Source organism: Aeromonas sp. s8 (assembly GCF_040907785.1).
Taxonomy (GTDB): domain Bacteria; phylum Pseudomonadota; class Gammaproteobacteria; order Enterobacterales; family Aeromonadaceae; genus Aeromonas; species Aeromonas veronii.
In genome coordinates this window covers 1-14,050 of the sequence record NZ_JBFOCL010000021.1, presented here as the reverse complement: position 1 = coordinate 14,050, position 14,050 = coordinate 1, and the positions used below count along the sequence as shown (strand labels likewise).

Genomic DNA, 14,050 nt, shown 5'->3' with positions numbered 1-14,050 from the left:
TCAATCAGTAATAATGTGGCTTACGGATGGTTAGCAACATCATAATGCTCACTTAACCAGAATATAATACATTAACCATTAGTCGCATCTTTTGATAAAAACACCCGACTCAGTGGCGGGTGTTTTTTTACTTTATTACTTTATTACTTTATTACTTTATCTATCCTATTTGTTCCAATCACTGGCAAACAGTATAGAGTTTGATTAGATCGGCCTTTCTTGCTCTTTATTTTCCCCTCGCTCGCAAGCATCCTGAGTGCCTTACCACAAGATGTTGCCATATTGACCTTCTCTCCATGTAGCTTGCACAATTCACTCGCAACAACCCATTTAGTATCATTATATTCCCCTGACAGATAATTATGGCAAATAATATCGTACCAAGCCCCCTTATCAGTGTGAGCATCGTTTACAGACGCAGCTTGAATGACTGTCGTTTCATCCAGATACCAAGAGCCCCCATCATCATATTTTGCCTTTACCTCCAACCAAAACTGACGTAATTTCTCGGGTTCGGTGTGACGCACTCGCCCCTCATCCCAACTCCAACCAAGAATTTCATTAAGAACATCCATATTTGCTGGTGACGCCAACTCGATCACCGCAAACCGCGAACTCCCAGTAGCATCTTTCAGGAAACCAGTGCCGTTAACCGTGCCAATAAAACTAGTTTGACGCCGCTTAACAGTGAAATTACGCCCATACGGCACTCGAAAACGGTCATGATCTCTCGTTAAAAACGCTTTCAGGCTGCCAGCCTCATGCCTGGTGGTACTCTCAAGTTCGGCCAATTCTACCACCCACGCGGAAACTGCGCGTCTCACATCATCAGGCACATCGGGATTGATGGAGCAATCCAGTGTTGACCCAGGTACCACAGTGGCAATATGGCGTATCCATGCAGATTTTTTGAATGATTGGCCACCCGCGAGGACCGGAACCAATTTTGATATCCAATTGGGTTCATATAATGCAGCAACACATCCAATCAACCATGGATTTATTACCTGAGCGGCATAACCTGGGTTGACCGCACCTAGGGTGGCTATCACCTTATCCACTCGTAATTGACCATCCCACGGCATCCCGTCCTCCAGCCAACTACGTACAGGATGATAACTATGCTGTTCACAAATCGCTGTCAAATGATCATCAATTGCCCTGTCTGACAGATGTGCATGCTGGCAGGCATCAACCAGCGCAGATCGCTGACCTGCATCAGAGAGACCTAGGCGCTGATTATCAGAATTAGCGACCTCTGGTTCAGCCGTCATCTGGTTGAAACGCGGGATCCAGTTTTTGTGTAAAATAATAGCATGCAGATTACGGCTAGTCCTCATCGGTCGGCTATTTGGCAAAAGGTCCGGCAACGTCAATTGCTTGCTGTTGTCCATGACTTTCGCGAAAACTACATTTTTTTCCTGCTGCTCATTATTTTTCTGATCTTGCTGGTCGTACGTCAAGAGTTCACACCCAAATATTTTTTCATTGCTTTGCTTCATTGTTATTATCCTCGGCCTTATAGGCCTGATTTTTATATATACTATGCATTACCACTTGGATTTCATTTTAATTATAACCAAAATTAGCCTGTTATAAATCACGCGTGAAATATCAAAAGATGCTTTACCTTTAGTTTATTCCAATGAGACCAGACATGCTTAAACTGTGCTTCGTGTACAATGTCACTTGTAACGACCATATGAGTATAGTGCACAGGAGTTCAGAGATAACATTTCAACAAAACCAGTAGATTACGTTATATCTACATAGGCCAACCAGTCTATGTGCCGATGAAGATATGACTATTTCCATCAAAGATCAATAGGACGAAAAAAAATAAACTGACATTTTGTGCAATTTATTTATTAAGCCTAATAATTGCACCTAGAATTACAACAAATATATATAAACACTAATTCCTAGTGACGAAACATGGCTATTTAAACTACCAGGTTATCGATAAATTTCCGAACGTCGCAGTAGTTATGGCCGCACAGCTAGAGCAGTTCTCGGCATGTCGCATACTGTCCAAAATTGCAGCGGCTGAAACCACTACAGAGGAGAGACCAATCGCCAGCATTGTAGATACAGAACTGGATCACATGCACCACGACCAGTGGTGCAACCTAGAAAAAATGGCTACTGAGCTATCCTGCCTGGGGGGCGAGTACCGACAGATCTATGAACAATCCTCGCTACGCGAGAATGATAGCCATAGCTATTCACCTTTTCAGGTGAGAGGGATACGCTTTATCTATATATATAAAAACAATCCCTCTCAGCTATGCAACTCAGTTACACTGCTGGACCTCAGAGTTTCTCTCGCTCCTGGGCAGTTGGCTGCTCACGTTCGGCCATGACGTCGGCGCTCATACCAGGCTCATCAAACCACCTATCCCAGGACTCACCTACAGGTGTGATTATGCGAGTACGACCAACCACTACGATCTCAACATGCGTGACCTCATCTGGCAGGGCCACGGCCTCGGGCAGGTAAACCCCCTGGCCACGACCACACTTAAAAACTGTTGATTCCATCACGCGTCCTATGAAGCCAGATACCATGTGAACCGAACATAGCTAATGGGCCCGGTATGTCAACTGACACCGGATGCACACGTTATGCAATACGGCTATACTGTATATAAAAACAGCAACCAGTGAGCCGCCATGTTCGCCATCCCACATCCAACCCCGGACGCTCTAGAGCTGCCGCTTTTTCTGTCCCCTGTGATTTGCGGCTTTCCTAAATAACTGATCCCAATAGTGCTACTGAATCGCCCCCAGTTCCCTAGACACCTCACAGCCTTAAAATGAGGCAACTATTGGAGGTGTTATGACCCGTCAGCGTTATCCAGAAACATTCAAAATCGAAGCCGTTAAACAAATCACCGAGCGCGGACGGCCGGTGGTTGACGTTGCACGAGCCCTCGGGGTATCCGGCCACAGTCTGTATGCCTGGCTCAAGCAGTACGGTAAGCCTGCTGACCAGCAGCTCGAAGAGTCTGCTTTGCAAGCCGAGATACGCCGCCTGAAAGCCGAACTGCGCCAGGTCACCGAGGAGCTCAATATCCTAAAGGAGGCCGCGTACTTTGCCAGCGAGTCAAGGAAAGGTACGCATTCATAACCTCCCGACTCGACCGCTACAGCGTCGTTACCCTGTGCCAGACCCTGGGGGTTCACCGAAGTGGCTTTTACGCGTGGCTGAAACAGCCCACATCGCCACGCCATCAGGAGGACGAACGACTGACCGGATTGGTCAAGCAATCCTGGCTGGAAAGTGGTGCTGTCTACGGTTATCGCAAAATCCATCGCGACCTTCGTGACGCAGGGGAAGCCTGCGGCAAGCACCGTATGGCCAAATTAATGAGGCGGGAAGGGCTGCGTTCGCAAACGGGCTATCAACGCCGCAAGGGGCATTATGGAGGAGGCAAAAGCCCACAGGTTGCCCCAAACACGCTGGCACGTCAGTTTAAGATGCCAGCTCCCAACATATCCCGGGTGACTGACATTACCTACATCCGCACTCAAGAAGGGTGGTTGTACCTGGCGGTGGTGCTCGACCTGTTCTCTCGCCAGACGTCGGTTGGGCGATGAAGTCACGCATGACGGCAGACTTGGCGGTTGATGCGTTATTGATGGCCGTCTGGCGACGCAAGCCCAAGCAGCCGGTAATGGTGCATTCGGATCAGAGCAGCCAGTTTACCGGTGGTGAATGGCAGGACTTTCTGAAGACCCACAACCTGAGTTGCAGCATGAGCCGACGTGGCAACTGTCACGACAACGCGGTCGCCGAGAGCTTCTTCCAGTTGCTCAAACGGGAGCGGATCAAGCGCAGGATTTACGCGACAAGAGACGAAGCCCGCAGCGATGTGTTTGATTATATCGAGATATTTTACAACCCAATCAGGCGCCATGGTTCCAATGATGGGCTGTCGCCGGTAGAGTTTGAAAGGCAGTTTATTTTTCAGCAACAAAGTGTCTAGAAAACCAGGGGCGATTCAAACGCACCGACTCAAAAGGTTCGAGCTGCATGGCATCGTCACACGCACAGCGTATGCTGAGACACCTCCAAGGGTCGTGTATGAACTAACACCGCTTGGTGAGGGCCTGCGAGTTCTTGAGGCAATGGGTAAGTGGGGGTACTCTTTGCCGGATGATGCCACGTCAAATGAGTCACCATTACAATGGTGACGGACATGGAATTCGTTGCAAGTCCTGAATGCTCTTTTTGAGCCCTCCACCGAAATCTCTCACGACGACACAAGCGATGAGCATTAAGAGCCGCTAAGTAAAGTGCTAATTAAGCCAGTGGTTGAACATCGATGGCCCAATCCTATCGAAAGTTGTCATTTAGGCCACTTTTTAGCGCATGGAGATTGAGCAAAAATCACCTCCTCGAAACATCAACAGGACCAATCACATGAAATTCAACGCACTTCCTTTGGTACTCTCTATCGCTTTTGGTGCAGTCACCGCCCCGGCGTTTGCAGGAGAAAGCGACACTCAGGCTTCCACTTCAACTCATAAAGTTGAAATGCAACAGGTTCGTAATGCGACAGTGAAAATCACTTACGCAGGCACTACCTTCTTGATCGATCCTATGCTGGCTAAAAAGGGCGCTTACCCTGGGTTTGAAGGTACCTATCGCAGCAACCTCCGCAATCCGCTTGTGGAGTTACCCGAGTCGGCAGAGAACATCATCTCAGGAGTGGATGCGGTCATCGTTACTCATACCCACCTTGACCACTGGGACGATGCAGCACAAAGAGCATTGCCTAAAAACATTCCGCTGTTTGCGCAGCATGAGGCTGATGCACAGCTGATCCGCGCTCAGGGTTTCAAGAACGTTCGCGTACTGACTGACGAAGCTGAATTTGGTGGCGTTCAAATTTCCAAGACTGGTGGTCAACATGGCACAGACAAAATGTATGCCGATCCCGTTCCCGCAAAACTGCTTGGTGAAGCCATGGGCGTCATTTTTCAAGCGAAAGGCTATAAGACCCTCTATTTGGCCGGTGACACCATCTGGCGTAAAGAGGTAGACCAGGCCATTGAGACATATGACCCTGAAGTCATCGTGCTCAATGCCGGAAAAGCAAAAATGACTGGGTACGAAGGCGCAATCATCATGGGTGAGGAAGACGTGCTTCGCGCATCACTGGCTGCGAAGAATGCAAAAATTGTTGCGGTGCACATGGACGCAGTTAATCACATGTCCTTGACCCGTGATGAACTACGGGCCTACGTCAAGAAGCATGGTATCGAGAGCCGCGTTGATATCCCGGAAGACGGAGTGTCACTGGCGTTCTGATGTCAATTACATAAAGCGGCATGAAACGGCTTTTGATGTTCAGCAAAGGCATCGTTGCTCGGTTAAGGGGTGGGTTATTGAATAACCCACCCTGCAAGTCTCTGTCAGTTAGGGCTAATCTGTGTCCGCAATACATGTTGCTGTGCTCGCCTTCAAGGAGGTGAGGCCGTTGCTTCCCAAATCTGCCGTCCCCAGCCCCAAATGGTCGCTACATTTGGGGCTTTCCGACAGGCAGACCAAGGCTGTTCAGTTTGTTTATCGCGCTCTCATACGCCATCATTTCCCCTACCTGATCGCTGTATTTCCGCAGACTGATTTTCCCCGCCATCAACTGCTTGAACCGACACATTGCTGTCTCTGCCAGCGAGCGATGTTGATAACCCGATCATCTATAATATAATGAGAACGGGCCATACATTTTACCAGTGAAATGAAAACACGACAAACCAATGCCAATAAATACCTAGCAAGATTAGATAGAACCCCATATCTATCGTGATTTCATTACCGCAGGTAAAAGCCTGGATCAGCCTCTATCAACACGTTTTGCTGGTAACTCGATTTTTCAGAGCCTTATTTATCTGCGACAATATTGTTGCTCTATGATTAAGTGGAAGCATTTTTTCAAAAATGCTTTGTTTATAACCAGAAGCCGCTGTAATCAAGTAAAAACAATCTTTTTCCCCCAAGAAAAGAGAAAACCATTCATTCTTTGTGAAAGGATTTATTTTATGAATTTTAATTAGCGCATTAAAAATATCCTTAAACACGTCAGACAAACGACCTTTATTTCTCAACTCAATAATATTTTCATATAACGAGTTGTTAGACTCAACAGATTGTATGGGTGACGACAGTGGGATTTGATTGATGATTACACCAATAAATTCACCAACCCTGCAATCTGGAATATACCCATAATGATCTCGATACTTATCATCGTCGCTCTTATTACGTTTGATAACAGGACACCCGCCAATTAGTCCTTTTTTCTGATTTTCCATGTAAGCATACTGGACCAGTCGTTGCTGCTCTTGGACCCAAAGCCTTGCATTTTTTACGTCAGCCTCGGTTAACTCTTTTATAAGGGAAAAATCAGAATTCACATCAACTGTACCTAGGTGAACATTTACAGCCCTATACCTACGAACACATTTACCTGAACTGAGCTCCAGCTCTTCCAGTACACTCACGGTTTTGCTAAATGATACTGTTCTAAGATTTGCATTCAACCTCATGTTAGCCATGCCACACCTCTCATTATTATTGTTATTTTATGTTTTTTTCTTTGGTTTGTTCGTGTGATATGGGATCCCCATACCAATCAGCAATCCATTCATTGTTAGTCAAAATTTCATTTTTTAGTTTGTCTCTGTCTAAGAAAAACATGTTTGGCTTATCAATAGTATCTTTTTCTGAGTTGATATCCTGGACATATCCATCAGGAATCAATGCGTTTGATCCTACATGAACGCTCTCCAGCCCTTTCCTAAAAATTGTAGCCAAAACGCCTTCCAACAGTGCTCGTGCATTTGATATAAAACTATCCGATGGTTCTTCGATTGATAGCAAAACAAAATCCAATCTTAGAAGCCGGAAAAAGAATGACGATGAACCATATGTTTTTTTATCCACAAATGACTGCACTGTTCTTTTAATCTTGGCATATTGTTTTTTAGTGCAACGAATCCATGCAGTAAATAGTATAACCTTAAGCTCGATTAATTGATTTGATTCACCTAATTGCAAATTTAAATCATCTCGCCGAGGTGAATATTCAATGCCCTGGTCGAGCAGCTTAGACCAGGTAGCCCGCAATCTCTTAACCTTAGAGCCTGATATCCATTTCTTACCGTCTATACTATAACAAATACCTTTTGGCTCGTAATTATCTGCTCTCCTCACCCTGACCATTACATTATGCTCACGCAACCCAGTGACAAATTCAGTCATGTTGTTCGGCTGTTTTTTAAAAACCACGTCCATTGCATCCCTGATAATACAAGCGGGATCATGCATAGCATGAAAGCTCCCTCTACCACGGCCATTTTTAATATTTACTATGCTATACTCATGACCGAAATTTTTTTCAGGGCTTTTACAGATCGACAATCCCAATTCCATTTCAATTTTTCGAGCAGCGTCAACTCCACGAGCGTAGTCATTACTATCATCAACTAAGGTTCTGTCTAGTTTTACTCTACATGCCACAACATGTACATGTAGAGACCTTGTATCGCGGTGTATAACAGATGTCCATCGAGTATCGCTACCATATCCCAGTTCAATCATTAGCAGCCTAGCTGCAACTAGACATTGATATGGCGTTAATGATTCATCGGGGCTTAATGATAGTGAATAATGTGCACATAGTTGGTTTCCTGTGCCTGCATACAATGATGCCTGCATATTCAACTCCATGAGTAGTGGCCCGATGTCATAATCAGAGACCTCACCTCTTTCATTCAATGTAATATTTGGTCTATTAATTACACCACCACCGAGATGATAAACCTGTGATGGCATGGATTTTCGTTTCCTACCAATATGTATAGCTCGGTAAATATAAGACAGTCTGTACTGGAAGTTTTGGCCGAACCTGTGTTTTTCAAAATTCATTTCAACTTTACTCCAATCAGAGCTTTTTCAATTCCTATAAACAGAGAATTTATAGATGAGAAAGCCTGCATCACTGGAGAGTTATCACTACTGTCAGTAATAAATTTATAAACGTCACTACCGACCTCAGCTTGTCTAATCAACAAAATGATTTGATTTAAATTCGATGATATATTGTATACCCCCTCGAGCAATCTCACACGATCATCATATGAAAAATCTGGTGAGATATTACTGTCTGGTTCCCTGAGAGCCAAAAACCGAATCAGGCTAGACTTTTTGGGAATGCCATAGGTTTTACTATGCTTAGTTAAAACACGTTGCTCAGCTTCATTAAATGAGATTCGGAGTATTAAGCTGCGTTTTTCGCCAGCTGATTTTTGGGGTCTACCTGAGCGTGGTTTTATGTTCATTGCGTGCACCTTTATAATAATTATTAGTAGTGTTATGCGTTTTATTTTTCAAACCAACCTATTTAATAGACATTAAAACATAGCTGGTTTAGCGTTTTTTCAAAAAATATACAATAAATTTATACGAAGTCACATTCAGAAATGAGCTAAATTATTCGGTGATATTTAATTCTCACTCTAATTATAGTATTGCAAACACTAAATATAATATCAACAATTTTTTGAGCTAAATTATTAATTTAACGACTAAGGTTATCAATGGCATTGGCGAAAGTTAATATTTAAAATATGAAATTAACTAGACATACATGGTGAATTTAATTTTCTTCCGTGAAATTAAAACTATGACATAGGCTGATTAAAGTTATATAAAAAGGCATGCCCTCATCCTATGACAGACATACCTTTTCTAGAACTGGTCGAACCAATGATGTCATATAAGCTCAGGGCTATGAGATAAAAGCCTACCAAATGATTGATCATCAACATAACCCGCATGATCATTTCTACGCATATTTTTTATCTGACTCAGCACAGTAAAAAAGCACTCCTCACATAGATGCACCTCATATGCCGTACCATCATGTTTCGAACCATAACCCCATTTTGCAGTCAGGGCTCCAAACTGAGGATTATACAAATTTGGGTTCATATGTGGGGTTGTGCTTTTATGGCATACGTCACACTGAATATCAGCTATAACCTCAACCTCTTTTGTGGTCATTATTTTCATCGAAAACTCGCTATACATGTAGAGTAATGGACGGATAGCATGAAAAAAAATGTCTCATGCCACCCTAAACAAAATTTATTATAGTCGAATGAATAAAAAAGCAGCCTTACGGCTGCTTTCAATACCACTATAATTGTGGATTAGATCAGATAATCCTCTAAGGACTTTCCGCTAGCAACGCCCTCAGCGATGGCTTTCGGCATACGGCCCTGGCCAGTCCAGGTTTTTTCCTGGCCATCTTCGTGATACTTGTACTTTGCGGGACGCGGCGCACGCTTGGCCTTTTCCTTTCCTTCAGCTTTCGACGGAGCTGCACTGCCAACCAGTTCGCTGGGGTCAATCCCTGCGTTTTTCAACATCTCGCTGAACTCTGCCAGCTTACGCAGACGTTCGGCGTTTTCTTCCTGATATCGAAGCTCAGCAGCTTCACGCTCTGCAAACACCTCATCAATTTTTGTCTTAATCTCGATCAGTTGTTCGAATGGTAGTTCACGCAGAGCGGCCCGGAGACTACGAATGTTCAACAGTGTTTTGATAAAATCGTTCATGGATATCACGCCTAAAAAGTTATTTGTTTATCGCCTAGCATTATCACCTAGCTGAAGTTTGGTGCCAATATTTATCATCAAAATAATTGATTTTTATATAGCCACATAGTGAGGTTATGCGTAACCGCTCAACATCGATCTAACTTGAGTTAAGACCCCACAGGTTCCATTAGTTACTGCTAGACTGGTTTATTCATACTGACAGCAGAGATCTTGTGATGACTCAACTCATTCTACTAATCGTTGCCCTCAGTACTCATGGGAGATCCCATGAGATTGCATATGAGGTTTGTGATGAATTTATTGATGATGCAGTTCGGTATTCAGAAATGGACACTATGTATCTAACAACACTGCGCTCACAGGTTATGGCTGCAAAAGATCTAGCTTTTTTTGAAAGGTTGTTTTCGACGACATCAGACAAATTGCTCCGTGCCTATTCTGCCCATAGCATCGAACAGGCTCGTGAAATGGCTTTTCGCGATACACGGCAGTGGGAGCTGTTGTTGCTAGATATCGGCATCAAGATGCATGGACGACCCGCTAGCGAGTTGTGGAGCACGTATTATCTGGCTTGCCGAGAGACACTGCTGTAATACTACCACGATCTAATCATCCCTCGTATGATGCTGTTGTGGCACGACAATCGAGATCCTCTAGGTCTCGAACAGTGCATTTGCGGTGAAATGAAATCAAACTCAGCAGACCAACATCAGTCATTGTCAGCTGACAACGGTCTGTATCAGCAGCTCATCTCGAACCCGTTCCCCGGTAATGTTAGAAATGGGATGAGGTGAGTGCGATAAGGAGCAAGGCGTTTACGTTGGCCAGAATGGCTGTGCCACTTCGCCGGAATACGCACCGAAAGAGATGTTGAACCACAAGGTAGCCCCAAGCAATGACTCTCACTTGAGGCCAACCGTAGTGACACTATGATTTTCCACGGTATTACCGGGAAGTCCTATATAGTTAGGCTCTCGGCAAGATTGAGCTCAATTAGAGCACACACTTAGTCCGTTTCATTATTTAAGCTGCTCGATGTATTGCTGAACACAATCGACAACAACCTTCATTTTGCTCCGGTATTCGGAATGAATAAACTTCATGCTTATTACCTCTCCTGTGTTAATTGTTACATCAACATAGTTTGCAGAGGAGAGCTCTATCTTTTTAATTTCTTGGAAGCAAACCTCAGTATCGCTTCCTGCATGTCCATATGAGATAAGACCATTATCTAGCACAGCAAAACCTGAGCTACCACTCTTGAACAAAGTGGTATCAAAAAGCATCTGACAGTTATAGTAACCGGTTTTGTCACCCATCTTTTCTCCTTGTTTTGTACCGATGAGGTCCATACCATGGACAATTCTCTTACCTTCACTGAGATATTCAACATAGGGGTAGAATATGTCATCAAAGTCGATGATTTTTTTGGGCTGATTATAGTTTTTTTCTTCTACAGCCTTGCTGCCGCTAACTAATAAGGGCTGCTCATTATTCAAAGTGGGCAATTCGGAGGGTTCGAAAGAAATTGGATCTTGGATAAAAGCACGTTGCTGTATCAGCTGTAATACTTTAACCCGCATTATTTCATAGACGTAGTTTATAGCCGCTCGTTCACTTTGTTTCTGACGTTTATAGAGGTCTTTGATCACAATATTCTGATCTAACTCAGTGAATTTTTTAAAAACAAGATCTGCCTCATTATCAGTTAGACCATGCTCATCACAGATTTCTGTGAAAGCATCATGAATGTAGTGCCTAAGCGCAAGGGAATCATCATCGACAATTCCGTCGATAGCACCAGAAACGAGGAAGCGCATAATGCCGCTACCTAGGCTAGAGCCAACAACCCCGCCAAGTACGCCGCCTATTACCGTCCCAACTACTGGAATAACGCTTCCTAATGATGCTCCAGTAGAGGCACCAGACATAAAACCAGCCGTCCCACCCACAGCCTCGCCCGCTGAAGTGATTATTTTTTTGCTGAATTGACCACCAGATATACGGTCATTGAACAGGTCTGAGAAATGCTTTCTAGATGACCAACCCACGCCGACCGCAATACCAAGAGCAGTCCCTCGGAGGTACTTACTGGCAGCATTTTTGGCGGCCGCACCGCTCAGGCTACTGCCACTGACTGAATTAATTAGTTTGGCTGACAGTTCAGAACCAAGTTGCTTGGTGATCGCATTTGCACCAGCTTTAAATAATTTATCAGCTCCAGCCTTTTGTAACTGGGACACAAGCAGTGAATTCACATAGGTATCTGCGCCGACGCTTAAACTGACGTCAATGGCTGAACTTAATGCCGCCTTGTAATCTTTGCCATCCCATATTTCTTTGGCAAACGCCATGGTGGCCGATATACCCATCGTTGAACTGGAAGTAATAATTCCATTCACCGAGTCGAAGGCAAGACTTTCCAATGTGCCGAATTTCACGACCTTCTTGGCCTGTTCATAGCTGAAGTGGCCTTTTTTAATCAAACTATCCGCATCATAGCCAGGAGGAATCCCCTCAATCTCACCATTCAAAATTCGCTCATTAAGCAGTAATTTGGCTTTATCGTATTGATCACTTGGTACTTCAATCGACATTGGCTTCCCATCAGGATTTCTGTACCGCCAATGTTTATTTTCGATAGCAGCACTTACCGTTGCGCTGGGAGTTTGGTAGTATTTAGTTTGATAATAGGTGCCATTAACCAACCGATCTGGCCCATCCTTCATGTTATCATCACCGACAATCTGAGCATCCCTCATCAATAAATGGTCAGCCAAGTCATTTATTTTTTCTGCTGCAAACCCATGCCCCTGTGAACCTTGTAACTTTATATTTTCACTGTATAGAAGAGATGTTTCGCTTCGAATTAATGCGCCATGACCATCTACGCATTCCTTTTCGGCTTCGGTATCTTTCACATTGTTCATTTAACAACCCCATAGAGACCCTAGTGAATACGTCATGCTATACCAAGTATCTAGGCAACTCACAATAGGATTTGGTAATTAATAACAGCCACATACCTCATTTGCAGTAGAGTAAATTTGACCCATAGTCAGATAGAGCTCGCAAAACAGGAGCGCTGTAGCCATACAATCCCAGACCCACGCCATCAAGCAGCGAATTATCGGTTTTATGCATAGCCCACAACTACTGGTACAGCTGCTAGCGGCATAGCCGCAGCAAACACAAAAAAAGCTCCATTGGAGCCCGTGCATAGACACCTCAGCCCACACAAGTGATACTGATCATATTCATATTGCTCGGAACTTAGCCACTTACGTTCAGCGCAAAATGACTTTGTCAGGACCCAGTCCATCGAAAGTTCTTTTGAGGTAGCCATGGCACGCACGCTTGACGAAATATTGACCACAGAAATGCCCGACGTTGTCACTCAGGCCAGGGAAAAAGCAGAGCAAATGCGACTGGAGATTCATCTCACCCAACTGCGTGAAATGCTGACCCAGGCTGGCACCGAACCCATGATTTGCGATCAAACACCATCAGTACAGGACGTTACACTGATGGATCTTAAACGCTGGGTCGAGGCTGCTGGGGGAAAACTACAGCTCAATGTTGAAATGCCAAACGGATCTCAGATCTCGTTTGCCGTTTAACTAGAAATCCATCTCTGCACACCGTAGCAATTGTCAGCTGACAACGAGTCGATCTTCACCTCAGTGGCAGCAAGGGATCAGATTATCGGTATTGTGAAATAGAACTCTGACCCTGGCCAACTGCGACTACGTTGGCGGGTGCCGAAAACCTATAGGCTAAAAGGGCTAAATGTTGACGAGAGGCTTAACCTTGCCCTTGTAGTGGTCTAATCATCCCGGACACCATTTTAGGTGGTACAGTCGCCACCATGACCTGGGGTGTTCAATGACAAGATTACGTCGCTCATTTACTGCCGGATGTCAGCACTTTCCAGCAAATTCGCATTATCGGTATCGTGAAATGGAAACCAGCCCATCCAGTGATGGCGATTGTCAGCTGACAACGGGGTGATCTGCACCAGAGCATCCGCTGGCCCGAACTGCTACAGGTATCGTGAAATGGAAATTCCGCCCTAACAAGCTCGATTGTCGGCTGACAACGGGGTGATCTGCACCAGAGCATCCGCTGGCCGGAACTGCTACAGGTATCGTGAAATGGAATTTTGACCCTGGCAAACAGTGATTGTCGGCTGACAACTGGGTGATCTGCACCAGAGCATCCGCTGGCCCGAACTGCTACAGGTATCGTGAAATGGAAATCCCGCCCTAACAAGCTCGATTGTCGGCTGACAACGAGGTGATCTGCACCAGAGAACCCGTTGCTCGGAACTGCTACAGGTATCGTGAAATGGAAATCCCGCCCTAACAAGCTCGATTGTCGGCTGACAACGGGGTGATCTGCACCAGAGAACCCGTTG

The 14,050-nt window shown here is 44.8% G+C and carries 12 protein-coding genes and 2 pseudogenes; 5 read left to right on the top strand and 9 right to left on the bottom strand.

From position 1 onward, the window contains the following. Positions 1 to 143: 143 nt before the first annotated feature. Together AB5Y86_RS07595 and vapB are read right to left on the bottom strand one after the other, a co-directional pair. Positions 144 to 1,502 (bottom strand): VapE domain-containing protein, encoded by a 1,359-nt coding sequence (locus AB5Y86_RS07595; protein WP_075114264.1) that lies wholly within the window; start codon positions 1,500 to 1,502, stop codon positions 144 to 146. A gap of 811 nt (positions 1,503 to 2,313) precedes the next feature. Beyond that, positions 2,314 to 2,541, bottom strand: coding sequence for a type II toxin-antitoxin system VapB family antitoxin (gene vapB, locus AB5Y86_RS07590; protein ID WP_098968699.1), 228 nt, complete (start codon positions 2,539 to 2,541; stop codon positions 2,314 to 2,316). A 298-nt stretch (positions 2,542 to 2,839) separates the two neighbouring features. Here vapB and AB5Y86_RS07585 point away from each other — a divergent pair. The 3 genes and pseudogenes from AB5Y86_RS07585 (at position 2,840) to AB5Y86_RS07575 (ending at position 5,317) form a co-directional block, all read left to right on the top strand. Further along, a pseudogene (locus AB5Y86_RS07585) lies at positions 2,840 to 3,989 on the top strand (IS3 family transposase). Next, positions 3,982 to 4,197, top strand: a complete 216-nt coding sequence (locus tag AB5Y86_RS07580; protein WP_345774167.1) for a helix-turn-helix domain-containing protein — start codon at positions 3,982 to 3,984, stop codon at positions 4,195 to 4,197. The pseudogene AB5Y86_RS07585 and the gene AB5Y86_RS07580 overlap by 8 nt, the downstream one beginning before the upstream one ends. 229 nt (positions 4,198 to 4,426) lie before the next feature. Continuing rightward, positions 4,427 to 5,317 carry an MBL fold metallo-hydrolase gene (locus tag AB5Y86_RS07575; protein WP_307773674.1) on the top strand — a complete coding sequence of 297 codons (891 nt, stop codon included), beginning with the start codon at positions 4,427 to 4,429 and terminating at the stop codon, positions 5,315 to 5,317. Between the two features lie 208 nt (positions 5,318 to 5,525). Here the strand turns inward: AB5Y86_RS07575 and AB5Y86_RS07570 are convergent. From AB5Y86_RS07570 to AB5Y86_RS07545, 6 genes and pseudogenes are all read right to left on the bottom strand, one after another. Next, positions 5,526 to 5,702, bottom strand: a pseudogene (locus AB5Y86_RS07570) (IS5/IS1182 family transposase); the annotation flags it as partial. A gap of 151 nt (positions 5,703 to 5,853) precedes the next feature. Further along, complete coding sequence (locus AB5Y86_RS07565; RefSeq protein ID WP_247824042.1) at positions 5,854 to 6,564, bottom strand: hypothetical protein; 711 nt, start codon at positions 6,562 to 6,564, stop codon at positions 5,854 to 5,856. A 22-nt stretch (positions 6,565 to 6,586) separates the two neighbouring features. Next, positions 6,587 to 7,843, bottom strand: a complete 1,257-nt coding sequence (locus AB5Y86_RS07560; protein ID WP_247824041.1) for a relaxase/mobilization nuclease domain-containing protein — start codon at positions 7,841 to 7,843, stop codon at positions 6,587 to 6,589. 89 nt (positions 7,844 to 7,932) lie between these two features. Next, entirely contained in the window at positions 7,933 to 8,349 is a 417-nt protein-coding gene (locus AB5Y86_RS07555) for a hypothetical protein (RefSeq protein WP_139474405.1), read from the bottom strand. Positions 8,350 to 8,782: 433 nt separating this feature from the next. Next, on the bottom strand, positions 8,783 to 9,082 hold the full coding sequence (locus AB5Y86_RS07550) for a hypothetical protein (protein ID WP_247824040.1): 300 nt from the start codon (positions 9,080 to 9,082) through the stop codon (positions 8,783 to 8,785). A 140-nt stretch (positions 9,083 to 9,222) separates the two neighbouring features. Then, positions 9,223 to 9,630: an H-NS family nucleoid-associated regulatory protein gene (locus tag AB5Y86_RS07545; protein ID WP_040096571.1), complete on the bottom strand. Its 408-nt coding sequence runs from the start codon at positions 9,628 to 9,630 to the stop codon at positions 9,223 to 9,225. A 218-nt stretch (positions 9,631 to 9,848) separates the two neighbouring features. Between AB5Y86_RS07545 and AB5Y86_RS07540 the strand changes: the two genes are divergently transcribed. Continuing rightward, positions 9,849 to 10,226, top strand: a complete 378-nt coding sequence (locus AB5Y86_RS07540) for a hypothetical protein (protein ID WP_144716192.1) — start codon at positions 9,849 to 9,851, stop codon at positions 10,224 to 10,226. A 426-nt stretch (positions 10,227 to 10,652) separates the two neighbouring features. On the opposite strand, the gene AB5Y86_RS07535 is transcribed toward AB5Y86_RS07540, so the two are convergent. Further along, on the bottom strand, positions 10,653 to 12,563 hold the full coding sequence (locus AB5Y86_RS07535; protein ID WP_257701322.1) for a hypothetical protein: 1,911 nt from the start codon (positions 12,561 to 12,563) through the stop codon (positions 10,653 to 10,655). A gap of 414 nt (positions 12,564 to 12,977) precedes the next feature. Between AB5Y86_RS07535 and AB5Y86_RS07530 the strand changes: the two genes are divergently transcribed. Beyond that, entirely contained in the window at positions 12,978 to 13,253 is a 276-nt protein-coding gene (locus AB5Y86_RS07530) for a hypothetical protein (protein WP_052815731.1), read from the top strand. Positions 13,254 to 14,050 lie beyond the last annotated feature (797 nt).